The organism is Mesorhizobium sp. M0292 (assembly GCF_040321695.1).
GTDB lineage: Bacteria > Pseudomonadota > Alphaproteobacteria > Rhizobiales > Rhizobiaceae > Mesorhizobium.
On the sequence record NZ_JAMYSB010000020.1, the window covers coordinates 90,484 to 111,412 of the forward strand.

Below are 20,929 nucleotides of genomic sequence, written 5' to 3' on the forward strand. Positions count from 1 at the left end.
CTCTGCCTCATGCGTTATCCCAAACCGCTGCGCACTTTTGTGCGACATGGATCGAACGCGCCGCGTTGCCGCAGCGATGATTTGGCGATTTTCCGCCGACATGCCGCGTGCTAGATATCCACGCGTTGCTGCGTGAAGAGGCAGGTCTTTGGACTTCCGGCGTAAGAGATGGAGCATGACGGCCGCCTTTGTCGCGGCCTGTGTGCTGCTGCTCCAGTCGACGCTCGGCGTGTTTGCCTTCGGCATTGCGCCGGATGCCTCGCAACTCGACGCTTTCGGCAATGTCATCTGCAGCCATGAGGGAGCGGTCAAGCTTCCCGGCGGCGATCCGCACCAGCAGCATATGCCGGCGTGCTGCATGCTCGGCTGCAGCATGGCCTCCGTCGCCTATGCGCCGCCGGCAGGCGTCGGCCTGGCGCCGGTCAGCCAGTACTTGGAAACAGTCGCTTTTGCCCCGCCGGCAGTCAGGCATCCCGACGTCACGCGCGAGCGCTCTCCGGCCAATCCGCGCGCGCCGCCGCTTGCGGGCTGAAAACCGCCGCTCGCTTTGCGTAACCTGCGCAGGCGATAATCATCCAATGACAAACACGTTCGCAGCCCGACAACGGCGCGACCTTATATTCATGGAGCCTACCCATGTTCCGTTTTCTTCGTGCCGGCGCGTTGCACCGCAGCACCCGTTTATTCAGCACTATCGAGCAGCGTCTCGGCAGCGCCCTGTTCGCCTTTGCACTGTTGTTCGTCGGCTCCCATTCCGTCCTTGCGCATGAATTCAAGGCCGGTGACATCGAGATCGAGCATCCCTGGTCGCGCGCCACGCCGGCCGGCGCCAAGGTTGCCGGCGGCTATTTCACCATCGTCAACAAGGGCAGCGCGCCAGACCGGCTGCTATCGATTTCCTCCGACATTTCGGGCAAGGCCGAACTGCATGAAATGGGGGTGAAGGATGGCGTCATGACCATGCGTCCGGTCAGTGGTGGCCTGGATATCCCGGCGGGCGGCAAGGTCACGCTGGGTCCCGGCGCCTATCACGTGATGTTCATGGATCTGAAGCAGCCCCCTAAAGAAGGCCAGATGTTTGCCGCTACGCTGACTTTCGAGAGGGCCGGAACCGTGACCGTCGAGTTTGCCGTGCAAGCCATAGGCAGCGCGCCACCCCTGGAAGACAACGACTGACCAATTATTGCCAATCAATTTTTTCGAGAGGGACCCATCATGAACAAGCATCATTTGCCGGCCGCTGCATTCCTCGTCCTGGGGACAAGTGCCGCCTTCGCCCATATCACGCTCGAAACACAGGAGGTTGCGGTCGGTTCGACCTACAAGGCCGTGCTGCGCGTGCCGCATGGCTGCGAAGGCAAGGCGACGATTGCCGTGCGCGTGCAGATCCCGGAAGGGGTGATCGGTGTGAAGCCGATGCCCAAGCCCGGCTGGACGCTGCAGGTCAAGAAAGGCAAGTACGAGAAATCCTACCAGCTCTATGGCGAGGCGGTGACCTCGGGCGTCAAGGAAGTCGACTGGAGCGGCGGCAGCCTGCCGGATGAATTTTATGACGAGTTCGTCTTCCGCGGCACGTTGGCCGCCGATCTGCCGGCCGGGCAAAAACTCTATTTTCCGGTGGTGCAGGAATGCGATGGCGCCACCACGCGTTGGATAGAGATTCCGGCGGCTGGTCAGGATGAGGATGCGCTGGAAGATCCGGCGCCCGGCCTCAACCTGCTGCCGAAGAAATGATGCATTGGCGGCGCGCTGCTTCGAAGCGGCGCGCCACTGTTTTGGTGGATGGCATGACCGTGGCCTGTTTCCAGCGGATAGAACGGACAGTCGGCAGGTGTTTCGGCCTGCTGGCTGCGATCCTGCTGCTTGCCGTCCTTGCCACGCCAAACCAGGCCTTTGCCCATGCGGCGCTGATCAAGGCCGAGCCTGCCGACGGCGCGGTTCTGGAGCGAGCGCCGACGCAATTTTCGCTGACCTTCAGCGAGCCTGTGTCGCCGCTGGTGCTGACCTTGGTGCGGCCCGACGGTACGCCTGTCGCTTTGACCTCGTTTCGGTTGAGCGACCAAACGGTTGAGATCGACAATCCACAAAAGCTCGGGCCGGGCACCCATGTCTTGAGCTGGCGGGTGATTTCCGCCGATGGCCATCCGGTCGGCGGCTCGGTGCTGTTTTCCGTTGGCGCGCCAAGTGCGGCGCCGGCGGTGGGGGAAGCTGTCGATATAGATTTGCGGTCAGCGATCTGGACCGGCAAGGTTCTTCTCTACATCGGGCTTTTCCTCGGCATTGGCGGCGCCTTCGCGCTGACATGGCTGGCGCAAGGCCAGCGCTCAGGCCAGCGCTTCGTCATTGCCGCCATCCTGTGCGGGCTGGTCGCAGCACCCCTGTCGCTCGGGTTCCAGGGGCTGGACGCGCTGGGCGCGCCACTCGCCCGGCTGGCGCAACCGGTGGTCTGGCGGACGGCGCTTGGCACCAGCTTCGGCTGGACGGTGCTGATTTCGCTGGCGGCGCTCGGGCTTGGCCTGCTGTCGTTGGTCGGATCGCGTGCTGGCGCCAGGCCGTTGGCGCTCGCCGGGCTGGCCGGTGTGGGTGCAGCCCTTGCCGCCAGCGGCCATGCCAGTGCAGCCGAACCGCAATGGCTGACGCGGCCTATGGTGTTCCTGCATGGCGCCGGCATCGCTTTCTGGGCTGGAGCATTGCTGCCGCTCGGCCTGGCGTTGAGCAGCCAATCGGTGGAAGCCGGGGCGTTCCTGCGGCGGTTTTCGCGCGCGATCATGCCCGTGGTGGTAGTGCTTGCCGCCGCCGGTGTGGTGCTCGCCATCATCCAGGTGCAGACACCGGCGGCACTGGTCAATACCGCCTATGGCCGGCTGCTGCTGATCAAGCTGGCGCTGCTGGTGTTTCTGTTCACGCTGGCGGCGGTCAATCGATGGCGGCTCACCGCCTTGGCCGAGGCCGGAGCGACGGAAGTGCGGCGACGGCTTAGCCGCTCGATCTCAGTCGAAATGCTGATCGTGCTCCTGATCTTCGGCGTTGCCGCCGGCTGGCGCTTCACGCCGCCGCCACGGGCCCTGGCAATCGCCGCGGCACAACCGACGTCGACCCATATCCACACTATGAAGGCGATGGCCGACATCGACATCACGCCCGGCCATACCGGGGAGGTCACCGCCTCCATCGTCATCATGGATGGCGATTTCGGCCCGCTCGACGCCAAGGAAGTGACGCTGGTGCTGTCCAAGCCCGATTCGGGGATCGAGCCGATCAAGCGTCCGGCGACCAAGCCAGGCGACGGCACCTGGCGCGTCGATAATCTCGTCATTCCGATTCCAGGCCGCTGGACGGCGCGGCTCGATATTCTGGTTTCGGATTTCGAAGTGGTAAAGATCGAAGCGCCGATCGATATCCGCGCCGAGTGATATTCAGCCCGCCTGCGAAGGGCGCTCAGCCGAGTTCCTGGGCTAACCCGATAAGATGCCCTTCCGGCCCGCGGATGTAGCAGAGCCGATACACGTCCTGGTAACGGACGACTTCACCGGCCAGCTGCGCGCCACGCTTGCGGAGCCTTTCAAGCGTGTCGTCGATGTCGTCCACGGTAAACATGACGCGCAGGTAGCCCAGGGCATTGACCGGGGCGTTGCGGTGATCGGCGACGACCGTCGGCGTGAGGAAGCGGGAGAGCTCGAGCCGGCTATGGCCATCCGGTGTGCGCATCATGGCAATCTCGACGTGCTGATCGCCGAGCCCGGTGACACGTCCGGCCCACTCGCCTTCGATCGTCGCCCGCCCTTCCAGTTCGAGGCCGAGCTCGCGAAAGAAGGCAATCGTCTCGTCGAGGTCATCGACGACGATTCCGACATTGTCCATCCGTTTGACTGCCATAAGTTCAACCTAACGTCATATGTTCGATCGGCAAGGCGTCGCCTGGTCACCAACTGGCCCTTCCTGACTCGGTCTGACACAACGCAGACGCAACACAATTCGGCGAGGCGGTTGACGTGGCGCGAAAGGCCCGTCAATCATCTCGCCGAAAAATGGGCATCCCGAAAAACGCGGCCTCAACAAAATCCGAAAGCAGGGAAGAAACGATGGAAAAAGCCGAAATAGGCCTGATCGGCCTTGGCACAATGGGCTCCAACCTCGCGCTCAACATTGCCGAGCACGGGCACCGCATCGCCGTCTTCAACCGCACCAAGGCGCGCACCGATGCCTTCCTCGAAGGCGCCGGTTCGCTCAGGGACATGGTGGTGCCCTGCTACAGCCTGGGGGAACTGGCAGCTGCGATCAAGCCGCCGCGCCCGGTCATCATCATGGTGCTGGCCGGCAAGCCGGTCGACGAACAGATCGAAGCGCTGCGCGGCGTGTTGTCTGACAACGATATCGTCATCGATGCCGGCAACGCCAATTTCCGCGATACGATGCGGCGCTTTTCGGAACTGTCGGGCTCAGGTCTCACCTTCATAGGCATGGGCGTATCCGGCGGCGAGGAAGGCGCGCGCCATGGACCGTCGATCATGGTCGGCGGCACCGAAGACTCCTGGAAGCGCGTCGAACGCGTGCTGACCGCGATCTCGGCTAAGTTCAAGGATGAACCGTGCGCTGCCTGGCTTGGCACAGACGGCGCCGGGCATTTCGTGAAAACCATCCACAACGGCATCGAATATGCCGACATGCAGATGATCGCCGAGATCTACGGCATCCTGCGTGACGGTCTCGGCATGGGGCCGAAGGAGATCGGCAAGGTCTTCGAGGACTGGAACAAGGGCCGGCTCGATTCGTATCTGATCGAGATCACCGCCAAGGTGCTGGCCGCCGACGATGCAAAGACCGGCAAGCCGGTGGTCGACATCATCCTCGACCGTGCCGGCCAGAAGGGCACCGGCAAATGGTCTGTCATCGAGGCGCAGCAGCTCGGCATTCCGGCGACGGCCATCGAGGCGGCGGTGGCGGCCCGCGTGCTGTCCTCGATCAAGGATGAGCGGCAGGCGGCCGAAAAAGCCTATGGCAATATCGGCGTCATCAAGATCTCCGGCGACAAGGCGGCACTTCTGAAAGACCTGGAGCTGGCGCTGCTCGCCGGCAAGATCGCCGCCTATGCACAAGGTTTCGCGGTGATGAGCGCCGCCTCGAAGGAGTTCAACTGGAACTTGCCGATGCCGACCATCGCCAAGATCTGGCGTGCCGGCTGTATCATCCGCTCGCAGATGCTCGACACCATGGCGGAAGCCTTCGGCTCGGGCGGCGCGTCCACCAACCTTTTGATGGCGCCGGCTTTCACCACCATGATGCAGGAGGCGCATCCGTCGCTCCGGCGCATCGTCGCAAGAGCGTCGGAGGCCGGTTCGCCCGTGCCGGCGCTGGCGTCGGCGCTTGCCTATTTCGACAGCTACCGCCAGGGCCGCGGCACCTCGAACCTGATCCAGGCGCAGCGCGATTTCTTCGGCGCGCATGGTTTCGAGCGCATCGGCGAGCAGGGGGCTTTCCATGGCCCATGGGGCAGCGGCGCTGCCGGCTAGGGTCAGGTGAGGCGGACCTCTCAGGTCGTGCCAGTCAGCCCTGATACGCGACGACGTCGCCTGGCTTGACTACAGTCTGCAAAGAGCCAGGTGCCGCGCCGCCTATCCAGCCCAGCACGGCGCGGGCAAGCTCGGTGCCGGCGAGGCGGAAGTCTTCGTTGACGATCAGCAACTCCCGGCGGAACAGATGCAGCAGTTCCGACGATTGCTTGGACACGACATCGACGTCGCGGCCGAGTTTCAGGCCGGCATCCTCGATGCCGGCGACGATTGCCAGCGTCGCTGCGGCGGCGCTGCTGACGAAACCGTCCGGCCTGACGTCGCGGCGCATCAACTGCGCGGTCCGCGTCCTGATCTGATCGATCGACTGGTCGATCGAAACGGCGTTGAACGGCACTTCGCTGGCGTCGACCTCGCTCAGTGCGTCGGCAAAGCCATTGACCGTGTGGTCGTAATAGGTGAGCCCGACCGGCGGCGCTACCAGCGCCAGCCGGCGCCGGCCGACGCCGGCCAGATGGCGCACCGCTTCGGCGGCGAAGGCGTAATTGTCGAAGTCGTGATAGGGGTGGACAAGCCCCATGTCGGTGCGGCCATGCGTGGCAAAGGGTATGCCGCGCTCCAGCATGTAGCGGGCGCGCGGATCGTTGGGCTGCGTGCGTGAGATGATGACGCCATCGGCCGAGCCGGACTCGACCAGATATTTTACCGGGTCCAGCGGATCCTGCGAGCGCGAGTAGGGCGTGACGATCAGGTGATAGGGTGTGTCGGCAATGACCTCCGAGACGCCGTAGATGATGTCCGAGACAAAGCTCATGATCTCGCGCTCGGTATTGAGCACGAGGCTGATAACATTGGTCTTGCCGGTCCGCAGGCGCACGCCGGCGCGGTTCGGCCGGTAGCCGATCTGCCTCGCGACGAGTTGAACCCGCCGCCTGGTCTCGGCGCCGATCTCGGGTGCATCCTTGAGCGCGCGCGAGACGGTGGTGACGCCGAGCCCGGTCATGAAGGCAAGCGTCTTCAGCGTCGGCCGCTCATGCGCCGACGCCTCGTCGTCCTTGTCCGTCTGGTCCCTGTCCATTCGTCCCGCCCCGTCAGGCGCATAGCAGCCGCCGGACCAGCCGACAATCGCTTCGATGACGATGTGGCACGGTTCTTCGCAGTCAGGCCTCAATATACTGAAACGTTACAGATTTCCAACATCGCAGCGCGTGGGCCTCTCAAGCCATGGTTTTGGCAGGGTTTTGGCGGCCAGAAACGTTGCGCGACCATCAGGTTCGAGACGGTTTTCTTGCGCTGCAGCATGATTTTGCAGCGCAGCACCCGGTTTTGCGCGGAGTTTGCCGGTTTGCACGCACTGAATTTGTTCGCGCCTCGAAAAAACATTCGAGCGCGTTTATCTCAGGGGTTGCACGCACCGCATAATTGCCGTATCGAAAATCTGTAACGTTTCAGATTCTGGGAGGAACCGAAATGCGCTATAGACTTTTGACCGCTGCCCTTGCCGCGACGGCCGCGCTTCAGCTTGCCGGCCCGGCGGCCGCCACCGACCTGGAAGTCACCCATTGGTGGACGTCGGGCGGCGAGGCGGCGGCGGTTGCGGAATTCGCCAAGGCATTCGACGCCACCGGCAATCACTGGGTCGACGGCGCCATTGCCGGATCCGGCGGCACGGCACGGCCGATCATGATCAGCCGCATCACCGGCGGCGATCCGATGGGCGCCACCCAGTTCAATCACGGCCGGCAGGCCGAAGAACTGGTGCAGGCCGGCCTGATGCGCGACCTCACCGATGTCGCCACCAAGGGCAAGTGGACGGAAATCGTGCGGCCGAAGAGCCTGCTCGACAGCTGCACCATCGACGGCAAGATCTATTGCGTGCCGGTCAATATCCACTCCTGGCAGTGGTTGTGGCTGTCGAACGAAGCCTTCGAGAAGGCCGGCGTGCCGCTGCCGAAGGACTGGAATGAATTCGTGGCGACAGCGCCCGCCCTGGAAAAGGCGGGCATCATCCCGCTCGCTGTCGGCGGACAGGCCTGGCAATCTTCCGGCGCCTTCGACGTGCTGCTGGCGGCGGTCGGCGGCACCGACGCGTTCCTTAAGGTCTACAAGGACAAGGATGCCAAGTTCGCCGCCGGGCCCGAGATCGCCAAGGTCTTCAAGGCCGCCGACGATGCCCGCAAGATGGCGAAGAACACCAATGTGCAGGACTGGAACCAGGCAACCAATCTCGTCATCACCGGCAAGGCCGGTGGCCAGATCATGGGTGACTGGGCGCAAGGCGAGTTCCAGGTTGCCGGCAAGGTCGCCGGCAAGGACTATGCCTGCTTGCCGGGCCTCGGTCTGAACGAAGTGATCGCCACCGGCGGCGACGCCTTCTATTTCCCGCTGCTCAAGGATGCCGACAAGTCCAAGGCGCAGGAGGTGTTGGCAGAGACGCTGCTCGACCCTAAGACTCAGGTCGCCTTCAATCTCAAGAAGGGCTCGCTGCCGGTGCGCGGTGACGTCGATCTCAATGCGGCGAACGACTGCATGAAGAAGGGTCTGGCCATCCTCGCCAAGGGCGCCGTCATCCCGTGGACGGACCAACTGCTTTCGCAGGATACCCAGAAGCAGAAGGAAGATCTCTTCGCCGAATTCTTCGCCAAGCCGGACCTGACCATCGAAGACGCGCAGAAGCGCTTCGCCGACCTCATCGCTTCGGCAGACTGACGTTGGAGGCAATACACCTCGCTCCCGGCCTTGCGAAAGCAGGGCCGGGATCGCACCGCCCTTACCCAGCCGGCTGACGAGATGAGCAAGAGCGAACGCCCCAACCCGCTGTTCCGCAACATCAATGCGAAGGTCGCCTCGATCCCGATGATCCTCACCGCGTCGGTGGTTTTCGTCGGCGGCACCGTCTGGACGGTGTTCTATTCCTTTACCAATTCGAAGCTGCTGCCACGGCTGAATTTCGCCGGGCTCGACCAGTATTACCGGCTGTGGGCGACGCCGCGCTGGCTGATCTCGATCGAGAACCTTTTGATCTACGGCGCGATCTCGCTCGTGTTCTCACTGGTCATCGGCTTCCTGCTTGCAGCGCTTCTCGACCAGAAGATCCGTTTCGAGGACACGTTCCGCACCATCTTCCTCTATCCGTTCGCGCTTTCCTTCATCGTCACCGGCCTGGTCTGGCAGTGGCTGCTCAATCCGGATTTCGGCATCCAGCATGTGGTGCGGGACCTCGGCTGGACGAGCTTCAACTTCGACCCGCTCTACAATTCCAGCATCGTCATCTACGGCATTTCGATTGCGGCGCTGTGGCAAGGCACCGGGCTCATTATGTGCCTGATGCTGGCGGGCCTGCGCGGCATCGACGAGGACATCTGGAAGGCAGCGCGGGTAGACGGGATCCCGATGTGGAAGACCTATCTGTTCATCGTCATCCCGATGATGCGGCCGGTTTTCATCACCACGCTGGTCATCATCGCGTCGGGCATCGTCAAGGTCTACGACCTCGTTGTCGCCCAGACCAGCGGCGGCCCCGGAATCGCCTCCGAAGTGCCGGCCAAATATGTCTATGACTACATGTTCTTCGCACAGAATCTTGGCCAGGGCTTTGCCGCCTCGACCATGATGCTGCTCTCGGTGGTGATCGTCGTCGTGCCGTGGGCCTACCTTGAATTTGGAGGCAGGAAGCGTGGCTGACCCGGCCGTCCCTTTGCCCGCCAGCGCGGGTGCCGCCGAGCGCGAAGCCTCCGGGCCGCGCGGGCCGAAGCCGCGGCATGTCTTCTCGCGCCGCAATATCTTCCTCTATGGCACGCTGATCGTGGTGGCGGTCTACTATCTGCTGCCGCTCTACGTGATGGTCGTAACCTCGCTCAAGGGCATGCCCGAGATACGGATGGGCAATATCTTCTCGCCGCCGCTCGAAATCACGTTCGAACCGTGGGTGAAGGCGTGGGCGACCGCCTGCACCGGCCTGAATTGCGACGGGCTTTCGCGCGGCTTCTGGAATTCGGTGCGCATCACCGTGCCGTCGGTGCTGCTGTCGATCGCGATCGCCTCGGTGAACGGCTATGCGCTCGCCAACTGGCGCTTCAAGGGCGCCGACACATTCTTCGTCATCCTGATCGTCGGCGCCTTCATCCCCTATCAGGTGATGATCTATCCGATCGTCATCATCCTGCGCGAGATCGGCCTCTACGGCAGCCTCAGCGGCCTGGTGATCGTCCATTCCATCTTCGGCATGCCGATCCTCACGCTTTTGTTCCGCAACTATTTTGCCTCGATGCCGGAAGAGCTGTTCAGGGCGGCACGGGTCGACGGCGCCGGCTTCTGGGGCATCTTCCTGCGGATCATGGCGCCGATGTCGCTGCCGATCTTCGTCGTCGCCATCATCCTGCAGGTGACCGGCATCTGGAACGACTTCCTGTTCGGCGTCGTCTACACCCGCCCCGACACCTATCCGATGACGGTGCAGCTCAACAACATCGTCAATTCGGTGCAAGGCGTGAAGGAGTACAACGTCAACATGGCCGCCACCATCCTGACCGGCCTTGTGCCACTCATCGTCTACTTCATTTCCGGCAAGCTTTTCGTGCGCGGCATCGCCGCCGGTGCGGTGAAAGGGTGATGGCGATGACGGCAGCCAACGGCACCAGCGTTTCGATCCAGGACCTGTCCCTGAATTTCGGCTCTGTATCGGTGCTGCAGACCCTCAATCTCGAGGTCGCAGAGGGCGAGTTCATCGTGCTGCTCGGTCCCTCGGGCTGCGGCAAGTCGACCTTGCTCAACTGCATCGCCGGGCTGCTCGATATTTCCGAAGGCCGCATCTTCATCAAGGGCAAGAACGTCACCTGGGAGGAGCCCAAGGATCGCGGCATCGGCATGGTGTTCCAGTCCTATGCGCTTTATCCGCAAATGACGGTGGAGAAGAACCTGTCGTTCGGCCTGCGCGTTGCCGGCGTGCCCAGGGATGAGATCGCCAAGCGCATCGCACGCGCCGCCGAGATCCTGCAGATCGAGCCGCTTTTGCAGCGCAAGCCCGCGGCCTTGTCCGGCGGCCAACGCCAGCGCGTGGCGATCGGGCGGGCGCTGGTGCGCGACGTCGATGTCTTCCTGTTCGACGAGCCACTATCCAATCTCGACGCCAAGCTGCGCTCGGAACTGCGCGTCGAAATCAAGCTTCTGCATCGCAAGCTGCAGAACACCATGATCTACGTCACCCACGACCAGATCGAGGCGATGACGCTGGCCGACCGTATCGCGGTCATGCGCGGCGGCGTCATCCAGCAGCTCGACGCGCCGCAGACGATCTACAACCGGCCGGTCAACCGTTTTGTCGCGGGCTTCCTCGGCTCGCCGGCGATGAATTTCCTCGAAGGGGAGCTGGAAGCCGGTGCTGCTCCGGCGTTCAGGACCGACGGTGTTTCGGTGCCGCTCGACCGCTATACCTTTGACGGCACGGAGCGCCCGGCCGGCGCTTGCGTGCTGGGCATCCGGCCTGAACACATCGCTTTCGGTGACGCTGCAAAGTCGATGCCGTTTTCCGCCGGCGGTTCGGTCGAGATCGTGGAGCCGATGGGTTCCGACACGCTGGTGTGGACGAAGCTTGCCGGCCGCAACCTCTCCTTCCGCGTCGAGGCGGAACGGACGCTGCGCAGCGGCGATCCGATCCAGTTCGGTTTCGATCCGGCGCGCGCCTCGCTGTTCGACGCTGCGACCGGCAATCGCCTGTGACCCTCTAGAATCATCCGCAAACCATCCTCCCAAGAACGATCCCCCTAAAACGATCTCGCGAAAACGATCCCCCGAAAACATCCCCAAGCCTTAACCACCCAAGAACGGACAGAGACGATGAACTGGTCATTCCAACTCTACAGCGCCCGCAATTTCCAGCCGTGGGACGGCATCCTGAAAATGCTCGGCAAGCTCGGCTACAAGGAAGTCGAAGGTTTCGGCGGCGTCTATGACGACCCCAAGGCGTTCCGCGCCGAACTCGACAAGAACGGGCTTGCGATGCCGACCGGACATTTCTCGATCGATGCGCTGGAGAATGATTTCGACGGCGTACGCAAAACAGCCGACGCACTCGGCATCACGCTCGTCATCTGTCCCTATCTGCTGGCCGAGCAGCGGCCGGCCGACGCTGCCGGCTGGCGCGGCTTTGGCGAGCGTCTGGCCAAGGTCGGCGAGACCGCAAAAAAAGCCGGCTACGGCTTTGCCTGGCACAACCATGATTTCGAGTTCAAGACACTCGCCGACGGCTCGGTGCCGCAGGATCACATCCTGTCGGCTGCGCCCGACATCGGCTGGGAGATGGACGTCGCCTGGGTAGTCCGCGGCGGCGTTGATCCGCTGCCGTGGATCGAAAAGCACGGCAAGCGCATCAGCGCCGTCCATGTCAAGGACATGGCCAAGTCAGGCGAAGGCCTTGACGAGGACGGCTGGGCGGATGTCGGCCACGGCACCATCGACTGGGCCGGCCTGATCAAGACACTTCGGGCGAAGAGCGCGGCCAAATATTACGTCATGGAACAGGACAACCCCAACGATATCGAGCGCTTCGCCAGCCGCTCGCTCGCATCCGTCAAGGCTTACTAGGAACAATCATCATGGCAAAGAAACTGGGTATCGGCGTCATCGGCTGCGGCAACATCTCGAAAGCGTATTTCTCGCTGGCGCCGCTGTTTCGCGGCATTGAGATGCGCGCCTGCGCCGACATCAACATGGACGCGGCCAAGGCACGGGCGAAGGAGTTCAAGCTGCGCGCCGAGACCGTCGAAGAACTGCTCAAGGATGACGAGATCGACATCATCGTCAACCTCACCATCCCGGCGGTGCACTACGGGGTGTCGAAGCAGATCCTCGATGCCGGCAAGCACGTCTATTCGGAAAAGCCGTTCGTGCTGTCGGTCAAGGAAGGCCTCGACCTCAAGAGCCGGGCCGAGAAGAAAGGGCTGCGCATCGGTTCGGCTCCGGACACTTTCCTCGGCGGCGCGCACCAGCTGGTGCGCAACCTCATCGACACCGGCGCGCTCGGCAAGATCACCAGCGGCACCTGTCATGTGATGGGCCACGGCATGGAGCACTGGCACCCCAATCCCGATTTCTTCTTCCAGCCGGGCGCCGGGCCGGTGCTCGACATCGGGCCTTATTATATCACCAACCTGATCCAGCTGATCGGGCCGGTGAAGCAGGTGGCGGCCTTCGCGACGACGCCTGCCAAGGAACGCACGATCTCGTCGAAACCGCGCGCGGGCGAAAAAATCCCGGTCAACACGCCGACGACGATCCACGGCCTGCTGGAGTTCGAGAACGGCGCCGTGGTCACGCTCAACACCAGCTGGGACGTCTGGGCGCATGGTCATGCGCCGATGGAACTCTATGGCGAAACGGGCACGGTGTTCGTGCCGGATCCGAATTTCTTCGGTGGCGACGTGCGCATAACCAAGGCGGCAAAACCGGTGAAGAAACTGCCGAAATGGCAGCATCCGTTCGGCGTGCCCAACGAAATGCACGGCCAGGGCATGATGGCCAACTACCGCACCGCAGGCCTTGCCGACATGGCGCTGGCGATCGCCGAGGGCCGGCCGCATCGTTGCTCGATGGAGCTCGCGCTGCATGCCGTCGACGTCATGACCGGCCTGTTGCGGTCGGGCGAGACCGGCAAGTTCGTCGCCATGCAGACCAGCTGCGAGCGGCCGGCTGCACTCGGCGTCAAGGACGCAAAAGGACTGTTGGCGAAGCAGAAATGAGGTAGAAGGGTGGCGGCGCGCTCGCGCCGACACCCATACAATCCAGGATCTGTACCCATGCGCTGGCAGCCGGCTGAACACCGCTATGAGAAAATGCTCTACAACAGATGTGGGCGATCCGGCCTGAAACTGCCGGCGATCTCGCTCGGCCTGTGGCACAATTTCGGCAACGACACGCCGCACAAGACCAAGCAGGCGATCGCGCGCAAGGCCTTCGATCTCGGCATCACCCATTTCGATCTCGCCAACAATTACGGTCCGCCGCCGGGCTCGGCCGAGATCGCCTTCGGCGAGATATTGCGCACCGACTTCGCCGGCTATCGGGACGAGCTGATCATCTCGACCAAGGCGGGCTATGAGATGTGGGCAGGGCCTTATGGCGAATGGGGCAGCCGCAAATATGTGCTGGCGAGCCTCGACCAGAGCCTGAAGCGGATGGGGCTCGACTATGTCGACATCTTCTATTCGCACCGCTTCGATCCGGATACGCCGCTTGAGGAAACGATGGGCGCTCTCGACCATGCGGTGCGTTCCGGCAAGGCGCTCTATGCCGGCATTTCGTCCTACAATTCGCAGCGCACGCGCGAGGCGGCCGACATATTGAAGCAGCTCGGCACGCCTTGCATCATCCATCAGCCGAGCTATTCGATGCTCAACCGCTGGGTCGAAGAGGACGGACTGCTCGATACGCTGGAAGGGCTCGGTGTCGGATCGATCGTGTTCTCGCCGCTGGCGCAAGGCATGCTGACCGACAAATATCTCGGCGGCATCCCCGAGGGCAGCCGCGCCAGCCAAGGCAAGTCGTTGCGGCCCGCCTTCATCAACGACAAGACAATCGCCAACATCCAGGCGCTGAACGCGATCGCCGGCAAGCGTGGCCAGACGCTGGCGCAGATGGCGCTAGCCTGGGTGCTGCGCAAGGGCCGGGTGACCTCGGCGCTGATCGGCGCCAGCCGGCCTGAACAGGTCGAGGACTGCGTCGGCGCGCTCAAGGTGCTCGACTTCAGCGATGCCGAGCTCGCCGAAATCGACACTTACGCACGCGAGTCCGACATCAATCTGTGGGCGGCTTCGGCGGAGCGCAAGGGACCGCCACGGAAGTAAGCGGAACAGCCGGCACCGGACATGAATCAAAACGGCGGGAAAGATCCCGCCGTTTTGCGCTTATCAAGCTTCGGGCTCGTTCAGGGCTTCTTGGCCGTGCCGAGACCGGCCTTGGGCGCCGCCGCGGCTGCCGGAGCCGGGGTCTTCATCTTGGCTTCGATCCAACCGGTATAGTTGGCCAATCGCGTGTAGATGCCATAGGCATTCTTGTGGCCGCAAGCGGCGGTGCCGTCGGACGGACCTTCGCCCCAGGAGACGACGCCGACCTGGACCGGACCGCTGGCGCCGGTCATGAACAGCGGACCGCCGCTGTCGCCGTTGCAGGCGTCGCGTTCGCCGCTGTCGGTGCCGGCGCAGATCATGTTCTTGGTCAGCGGATCCGACATATCGGCGGCGATCGCATTGGCGGCGGCATCGATGCCCTTTTCCGAATAACGCATCCGGTGGGAGAGATCGCCAAGTGTCGCCTTCAGGTCATGCGCATAGATCGACTTGATGCCGCTGTTGCAGGCTGCACTCGGCTCGAGATCGAGATCGGCCACCATCAGGGCGGTCGGGAAGGTGCCGTCCTGCATCTTGCCCCAGCCGATGACCGTGGTCTTGCCGCTGTCTGGCGTCGGCTCATTGGTGATCTTGATGACCGGCGCATCGGCGGGCTCCGCCAGCCGGAGCAGGCCCAGATCATTGTCCAGCGTCTGTTCGCTGTAGCCCTCGTTGACGATGACCTCGACCACCTTGTAGCGCTTGCCTTCGGTAAGATCGGTGGCGCCGGTCAGCACGGTCACCGTGTCGGGCGAAATCGGCCGGCCCTTGTCGTTGAGGCAGTGCGCCGCCGTCAGCACCCATTGCGGCGCGATCAGGCTGCCGCCGCAGAATTGCGCGTTTGGCTGCGAGGCCGGGCTGGGGTCCAGCCGGGCGCTGGTCAGCAGCGCCACCTGGAACGGATAGGCCCCTTTGTCGGCTTCCTTGCCGCCATAGACGCGGTCGGCGCCGTCGGGGTTCTCGGCCTTGGCCTTGTCCCGGGCTTCGGCAACGCGCTGCATCGGCGAGACCGCCGCTTCCGGCCTGACGGCGTCGTCGGCTGCATAGAGTGTGTTGACGGCGGGGAAAGCGGCCGCGATGCCCAGCAGCGATGCAGCAGCAAGCGGCCTGAACCGATGGATAATGTTCACCTTGAAACCCTCCTGAGATGAAAATTGCCGAGCCATGCCGCCATGACGCATAACCAACAGAAGCGGTACCGGTACCTCGATCGCCTTCCGCCAGAACGAACGACGTCCGCGCGGCCATAAAACCGAAATACCACTTTTGCTAATCGTGCCCCATCGGGCAGAGCCCACCCAAACCCTATAGCCCCCCACGGCCTACGTGGAAGCGATTTGTCATTGCCAATGTTGGATTATTTTAGGCAGTATATCGACGCGGGTGCGTTTGGCGGAGGGCTTTAACGAGGCCGCCCGGACCGATGATCCGATACGGGCGGGTAACCAAACTAATTTTTTAACTCCACCACGATCTCGACAATATTTCTGTATTTTGCTCCACTCCTTGCTGACTTTTGGGAGAGTCTCACCATGACGAAACTGACAAGCACTATCATTGCGTCCGCACTGCTATCCACCGCACTGTGGACGATGCCTGCCTTCGCCGCCGATCCCGGCTCAGCGAATGCCGGCAATGGCGAAAGCATGCGCGATCTCGGAACGGGCGACTACCAGCCCGGCCGGGCAAAGCCGATCGCTCCGCCGAAACTGACCGAAGATGAAGCCAGCCGGGCAGCGCCGCTGACCGACGAGGGCACGGCGGTCAAATCCTATGGCATCGTCGGACGTTCCGCCGATGGAAAGGACATCAAGATCGATGCAGGCGAGACGCTGAAGGACCTTGTCATCAAGGAATTGAACGCGCCCGCCAACACACCGAACGCCGACAAGACCGGACTGACGGGCGGCGACGAAGCCGGCCGCCAGGTGTTCGGGGCCGACGACCGCGAGCAGATCAAGAACACCAAGACCTACCCGTTCACCGCGATCGGCTATATCGAAGGCAAAGCCAAGAGCGGTTACGGCAGCTGTTCGGGGACTTTGATCGGTCCGCGCACGGTGCTCACCGCCGCGCATTGTCTCTACAGCAATGAAGACAAGGCTTGGCTCGACGACGTCATCTTCGTGCCGTCGCTCAACGGCAACACCGCCGACGATGCACCGTTTGGCGCTTTCAGCTATGAGAGCGTCTACATCCTGCAGGGCTTCATCGACAATTATCAGGGTTACTACGGCTCGGTCATTCCGTGGGACCTCGGCATCATCACGCTGAAGCAGGATGTCGGCACCAATCTCGGCTGGCTGGGTTATGCCAACTATGAGAACCTCGGCGATTTCACCGCCAACATCGTTGGCTACCCCGGCGACAAGCCGATGGGTACGATGTGGAAGGCGACCTGCGAAGTGAAAGCCGAAAACATCGGCGCGGAGTATTTCCAGTACGACTGCGACACCTATCCGGGGTCGAGCGGCAGCTCGGTCTACGCCTATGACAATGGCGCCAAGCAGCGCGTCGTCACCGGCGTGAACGTGGCCGAAAGCCCCAACGCCAACACAGCGGTGCGCCTGAACGCTGCCAACGTGGCGTGGATCAACAGCCTGTACAAATAAGGCCCGATCTTTCGCCGGCAAACAGCGGCGAGAAACAGCATTAGCAAACCGGCGGCGGGACGTTCCTGCCGCCGGTTTTTTTGTATCGGAACACCTCTCTTGCACTGTGTTACAGCGGTGCTTACGCTAGGCGATCCAAGGGGTTGGGTAAGATGGCGCGGGCAAGAATGATCTTCGGAGTCAAAGCGATGGCGGCTGCATCCATGCTGGCCGCACTGACATGCTTTTCCGCTATGGCCGATCAAGGCGGTGCCACACCCGATGGCGCCTGGGCCGAGCGGGTGCAAATCCTCTATAAAAGCGAAACACGTTCGGTGCTGCGCAAGAATGTACGGGTCTGGGATTCCCACCCGGAATTGGGTCTTGATTTCACCTGGGAGCCGGCAGCCGGCGTGTCGCCGGACCGCACCGTCGCAGCCGACGGCACCGTCAACGGCAAGGGCAGGCTGGTCTGGCGCGTACGCGGGTCGGCGAGCTATGACCCCAAGACGATCTATTCCAGCTATTTCGGCGAGATCAGGAATGGCCGCCCCGAAGGACAAGGCCGGCTGGAGCTGCGTTCAGGCGAGATTCTCGACGGCCGTTGGGTCGCCGGCCAGCTCTACGGCCATGCGATCCATGTCGATGCCGACGGCAATCGCTATGAAGGGCAATTCAGGGCCGGTGTGCCGAATGGCGAGGGCAGGCTGGAGACGAAGACAGGCGAGATATTCGTCGGCTCTTTTGCCGATGGGCTGAAGGACGGCAAGGGCCGCACCCGGCTGTCCGGCGGCACCGTCTACTGGTCGCAATGGGCGATGGGCAAGGAGATCGGCGGTGCGCGCCCCGACGTGCTGGCCGATGCCAGAGTGGGCGGGTTGCTCAAGGCGCAGACCGGCGGCGGTTCCGCCGACAAGGTCGAGATCGGCATTGCCGTCGACCAGCGCATGACGCAGCAGGCCGACATGCAGTACCAGCATCTGGTGCGCGACGAAGACATCGCGATCTATCCGGTGTCGGACCAGTACAACGATGCCTGGAACGGCACCGGAGAGATTCGTACCGGCAATGTCTATGAAGGCATGGACTGGGAGACGGCGCCGGCCTTCGCCGAAGTCGACCTCAAGACCACCGACCGGTCGAGGGTCAAGATCGACAGCCTGGAAATGAAGGTGGCCGCGAGCGAGGCCTACCGCAAGCCGATGCTGTCGATCAGCGAGCACTATGGCTGCGTCGGCTTCCGCCCCGACTTCTCGATCGTCAACAATGGCTGGGGCGACGTGAAAGACATGAAGATGTCGATCCAGTTCACCAGGACCGACGAGGAGGACAACGCGACCGGCGAGCCGAGCCGCATGTTCACGAAGGACATCGGCACTTTCGGCGATGGCGTCGACGTCTCGATCAAGGACGTGCTGACTGAAGCCGGCGTCGACACAACCACGCTCGAGACCGAGCGCTTCACCTGCCCGTCAAGGGACAGCCTGGATGTCTGCCGCGCCCAGGTGGCCAACAAGGTCAAGTTCGGCGACGTTGCCGATTACATCAGCGGCAGCGTCGAGAAAATGAGCGTGACCGGGATTGGCAAGCTCGATTATTCCTGGGCGGACGATCAGGGCGCTGTCTACCAGCAGAGCGAGCCGTTTCGCGTCATCGTCTCGCTGGTCAGCATCGAGGTCCCAGAATCGCTCGCCGAATGCGGCGATGGCGGCGGCGCGTCGCCCGAAGCGCTGCGCTACCAGAACATCGAATTTCCGATCGGCAAGACCGATTACAGCATCCCCATGCCGGTGCGCGGCAACAAGAATCTCAGCGCCTACACGGCACGGCTGAAAATGTGGTCGTCAATGTCGTCGATCCATCGCTTCAGCATCGCCGCCCATTTCGCCGATGGCAGCACACGCGAGAGCAAGCCGGCCACGTTCTTCTATTTCAGGCCGAAGCAGTCGCTGTTCGAAACCAGCACCAAGCCGGCGGTCTGCTATCTGCCGGAAGATCTGCAAGGCTGTTGAGGTCCTGTCACGTCCTTTCGGGAATCGCGTCATTTCGAGCCCATCTCGAAAAAATTGGGCAGCGGGATCAGCCGGGCAAAGATCGTGCCCTGGCTGAACACCCTGAGTTCCAGCATCGACCCGGACGATCGTTCGGCTTTCTGGTCGAACAGGAAATTGCCGAGCGAATAGATCTCCGCAACATCGCCGCCGCCGAGCGGCAGGATCGCCTCGCTCGATACATGCGGATGACCGCCGACGATTGCCGTGACACCGCGCAGCCGCATCTGGTCGGCAAGCATCTCCTCGCGCGGCGACGGCTCCGTCTTGTACTCGCGGCCCCAATGGACGAAGGCAATCACCGGCCGCTCGGCATTGTCGTGCAGCAGCCGGTCGAGCAAAGCAGGCGTCAGAAGGTCGGTGTTCCTGGAGCCGTTGGTATCGATGTCGGTCAGCCCGACCAGGTCGAGATCGGCAAGCGCCAGCGTCTCGCCCTGCCCGAAATGGGCGATGCCGGCCGCATCGAGTGCGGCCAGCGTCTCGGCATAGCCTGACGGGCCGAGGTCGTAGGCGTGATTGTTGGCGAGGCTGACAGCGGCGACATGCAATTTCTTGAGCATGTCGATGGCGAGGTCTGCGGGCATGGCCAGCGTCATGTCGTCGATCGCTTCAGGGACGTTGGGCAGGATCACGCCTTCGAGATTGACGATCAGCGGCCGCGAGCGGGTCAGGGCCAGCACGCTTTCGACGATCTTCTCGGCAACACCGTCGCGGACCAGGATCTTCTTCATGGCGCGGCCGAAATTCACGTCGCCCGCGAAATAGTAGAGCTTGTCGTCGGGACGGGCAGGATTGTTGAAGCCGGGGCCGAAGGCGCCGAACAGCGCCACGACATAGCTGGTGGTGCGCTCGACATAGTCGCTTGAATGCGCCTGCGAGTTCTCGTTGGCGACGACCAGCGGCGCAGCACCGAACAGTTCGCGCTGCAGCCTGGTCTGGATATAGAGCGCACCGACCGAATCGGCGTGATCCGGCTGGCGCAGCGCCGCGATGCCGTCGAGCGAACCGGCGGCGAGCATGTTCAGCGTCTGCTGGTCGAAACGCCTGGCTTCGTGCTGCGGCAGATAGTGGGAGAAATCGGTGGATTCGACGATCAGCGTGTCCTTGTCGACGATCGCTTTCAGCGCCTGCGCCAGCCGGTCCCAGTCGGCTCGCTTGGCTTTGACCGACATCGCCACCGGCACGATTTCAGCTTCGGGGAAATAGTGATGCAGGAAAGGCAGCATCGCCTGCACGCCATGCTCCCTGGCGAATAGGCAGGAGTCTTCGACCATGTCGCTGTTCGCTTCCAGAAGGTGCACGGCTTCCGTGTCGGCCTGGACTGGACCGAGCACTGTTTCAAAACCGCGCGGCGTCGTGGCGAAGAGTTTCTGCGTCTCGTGGAAATGGTCCGGCGACAGGATGACGATGCGCTTGTAGCGGAAGCCGGACGCGGCGTGGAAACCGAGTGCGACGAGATCTGCGACGAGCAGGTGGTGGGGGACTGTGATGCCGGTGAGGCGTTGGTTGGACGGCTCGATTCTGGCGACGGCGGCGATGGCGTCGGTGAAGAGTGTGGGGTCGGAGTAGAAGGACGGGAAGTTTGTGTCGCCGGGCGGGCAGGTGATGGGGGCGGCAGACGCTTGAAGCACTGAGAGGATAAGCAAGGCGGTGGCAAAGACCAGAATGCTGGTCCGTGCCCAGGCACCCCCCGCTGTCCTGCCGGACATCTCCCCCGCAAGGGGGGAGATTGGATGTCGCCTCGACTTTCGCCAATCATCAACCTTGAAAATAGATCTCCAGCAATGAAGAGACTGATCTCCCCCCTTGCGGGACTGTTGCAAAATTGGGTGGATGTGATTCCCTGTTTTTGAAACGGGGATTTTGCGATGACGACAAAGCCGAGCGGTCAGTTC

Annotated in this window: 18 protein-coding genes; 14 read left to right on the plus strand and 4 right to left on the minus strand. The window is 62.6% G+C overall.

Annotated elements, in window-relative coordinates:
* The first annotated feature begins 175 nt into the window (after positions 1 to 175).
* The 4 genes from NKI96_RS25065 to NKI96_RS25080 all read left to right on the plus strand — a co-directional run bounded on the left by NKI96_RS25065 (position 176) and on the right by NKI96_RS25080 (position 3,413).
* Positions 176 to 532 (plus strand): DUF2946 family protein, encoded by a 357-nt coding sequence (locus NKI96_RS25065; RefSeq protein ID WP_023728562.1) that lies wholly within the window; start codon positions 176 to 178, stop codon positions 530 to 532.
* Positions 533 to 636: 104 nt separating this feature from the next.
* Positions 637 to 1,176 carry a copper chaperone PCu(A)C gene (locus NKI96_RS25070; RefSeq protein ID WP_023704234.1) on the plus strand — a complete coding sequence of 180 codons (540 nt, stop codon included), beginning with the start codon at positions 637 to 639 and terminating at the stop codon, positions 1,174 to 1,176.
* A 39-nt stretch (positions 1,177 to 1,215) separates the two neighbouring features.
* Entirely contained in the window at positions 1,216 to 1,734 is a 519-nt protein-coding gene (locus NKI96_RS25075; protein ID WP_023700138.1) for a YcnI family copper-binding membrane protein, read from the plus strand.
* Between the two features lie 53 nt (positions 1,735 to 1,787).
* On the plus strand, positions 1,788 to 3,413 hold the full coding sequence (locus NKI96_RS25080; RefSeq protein WP_352806763.1) for a copper resistance CopC/CopD family protein: 1,626 nt from the start codon (positions 1,788 to 1,790) through the stop codon (positions 3,411 to 3,413).
* A 25-nt stretch (positions 3,414 to 3,438) separates the two neighbouring features.
* Here NKI96_RS25080 and NKI96_RS25085 read toward each other — a convergent pair whose 3' ends face one another.
* Complete coding sequence (locus NKI96_RS25085) at positions 3,439 to 3,876, minus strand: VOC family protein (RefSeq protein WP_023692002.1); 438 nt, start codon at positions 3,874 to 3,876, stop codon at positions 3,439 to 3,441.
* Positions 3,877 to 4,082: 206 nt separating this feature from the next.
* Between NKI96_RS25085 and gnd the strand changes: the two genes are divergently transcribed.
* Positions 4,083 to 5,510, plus strand: a complete 1,428-nt coding sequence (gene gnd / locus NKI96_RS25090) for an NADP-dependent phosphogluconate dehydrogenase (RefSeq protein ID WP_352806766.1) — start codon at positions 4,083 to 4,085, stop codon at positions 5,508 to 5,510.
* A gap of 34 nt (positions 5,511 to 5,544) precedes the next feature.
* Here the strand turns inward: gnd and NKI96_RS25095 are convergent, their stop codons facing one another.
* Entirely contained in the window at positions 5,545 to 6,588 is a 1,044-nt protein-coding gene (locus NKI96_RS25095; RefSeq protein ID WP_023824641.1) for a LacI family transcriptional regulator, read from the minus strand.
* Between the two features lie 392 nt (positions 6,589 to 6,980).
* Between NKI96_RS25095 and NKI96_RS25100 the strand changes: the two genes are divergently transcribed.
* The 7 genes from NKI96_RS25100 (at position 6,981) to mgrA (ending at position 14,350) form a co-directional block, all read left to right on the plus strand.
* Positions 6,981 to 8,219, plus strand: coding sequence for an ABC transporter substrate-binding protein (locus NKI96_RS25100; RefSeq protein ID WP_023835023.1), 1,239 nt, complete (start codon positions 6,981 to 6,983; stop codon positions 8,217 to 8,219).
* 81 nt (positions 8,220 to 8,300) lie between these two features.
* On the plus strand, positions 8,301 to 9,194 hold the full coding sequence (locus tag NKI96_RS25105; RefSeq protein ID WP_023683029.1) for a carbohydrate ABC transporter permease: 894 nt from the start codon (positions 8,301 to 8,303) through the stop codon (positions 9,192 to 9,194).
* The gene (locus NKI96_RS25110) at positions 9,187 to 10,122 is read left to right on the plus strand and encodes a carbohydrate ABC transporter permease (RefSeq protein WP_023669802.1); all 936 of its coding nucleotides are present in this window, start codon (positions 9,187 to 9,189) and stop codon (positions 10,120 to 10,122) included. Before NKI96_RS25105 ends, NKI96_RS25110 begins: the two co-directional genes overlap by 8 nt.
* 5 nt (positions 10,123 to 10,127) lie before the next feature.
* Positions 10,128 to 11,228 carry an ABC transporter ATP-binding protein gene (locus NKI96_RS25115; protein ID WP_023713446.1) on the plus strand — a complete coding sequence of 367 codons (1,101 nt, stop codon included), beginning with the start codon at positions 10,128 to 10,130 and terminating at the stop codon, positions 11,226 to 11,228.
* Positions 11,229 to 11,345: 117 nt separating this feature from the next.
* Positions 11,346 to 12,092 carry a sugar phosphate isomerase/epimerase family protein gene (locus NKI96_RS25120; protein WP_023714133.1) on the plus strand — a complete coding sequence of 249 codons (747 nt, stop codon included), beginning with the start codon at positions 11,346 to 11,348 and terminating at the stop codon, positions 12,090 to 12,092.
* An 11-nt stretch (positions 12,093 to 12,103) separates the two neighbouring features.
* Positions 12,104 to 13,246: a Gfo/Idh/MocA family protein gene (locus tag NKI96_RS25125; protein WP_352510260.1), complete on the plus strand. Its 1,143-nt coding sequence runs from the start codon at positions 12,104 to 12,106 to the stop codon at positions 13,244 to 13,246.
* Between the two features lie 57 nt (positions 13,247 to 13,303).
* Positions 13,304 to 14,350, plus strand: a complete 1,047-nt coding sequence (gene mgrA, locus NKI96_RS25130) for an L-glyceraldehyde 3-phosphate reductase (RefSeq protein ID WP_023691995.1) — start codon at positions 13,304 to 13,306, stop codon at positions 14,348 to 14,350.
* An 80-nt stretch (positions 14,351 to 14,430) separates the two neighbouring features.
* On the opposite strand, the gene NKI96_RS25135 is transcribed toward mgrA, so the two are convergent.
* A complete protein-coding gene (locus NKI96_RS25135; RefSeq protein WP_352806770.1) occupies positions 14,431 to 15,522 on the minus strand; it encodes a S1 family serine peptidase in 1,092 nt (363 codons plus the stop codon).
* A 402-nt stretch (positions 15,523 to 15,924) separates the two neighbouring features.
* Between NKI96_RS25135 and NKI96_RS25140 the strand changes: the two genes are divergently transcribed.
* Entirely contained in the window at positions 15,925 to 17,004 is a 1,080-nt protein-coding gene (locus tag NKI96_RS25140) for a trypsin-like serine peptidase (protein ID WP_023733608.1), read from the plus strand.
* 188 nt (positions 17,005 to 17,192) lie between these two features.
* Positions 17,193 to 18,995 (plus strand): MORN repeat-containing protein, encoded by a 1,803-nt coding sequence (locus tag NKI96_RS25145; RefSeq protein WP_245260787.1) that lies wholly within the window; start codon positions 17,193 to 17,195, stop codon positions 18,993 to 18,995.
* Between the two features lie 29 nt (positions 18,996 to 19,024).
* Here NKI96_RS25145 and amrB read toward each other — a convergent pair whose 3' ends face one another.
* On the minus strand, positions 19,025 to 20,743 hold the full coding sequence (gene amrB / locus NKI96_RS25150) for an AmmeMemoRadiSam system protein B (protein ID WP_023750077.1): 1,719 nt from the start codon (positions 20,741 to 20,743) through the stop codon (positions 19,025 to 19,027).
* Positions 20,744 to 20,929 lie beyond the last annotated feature (186 nt).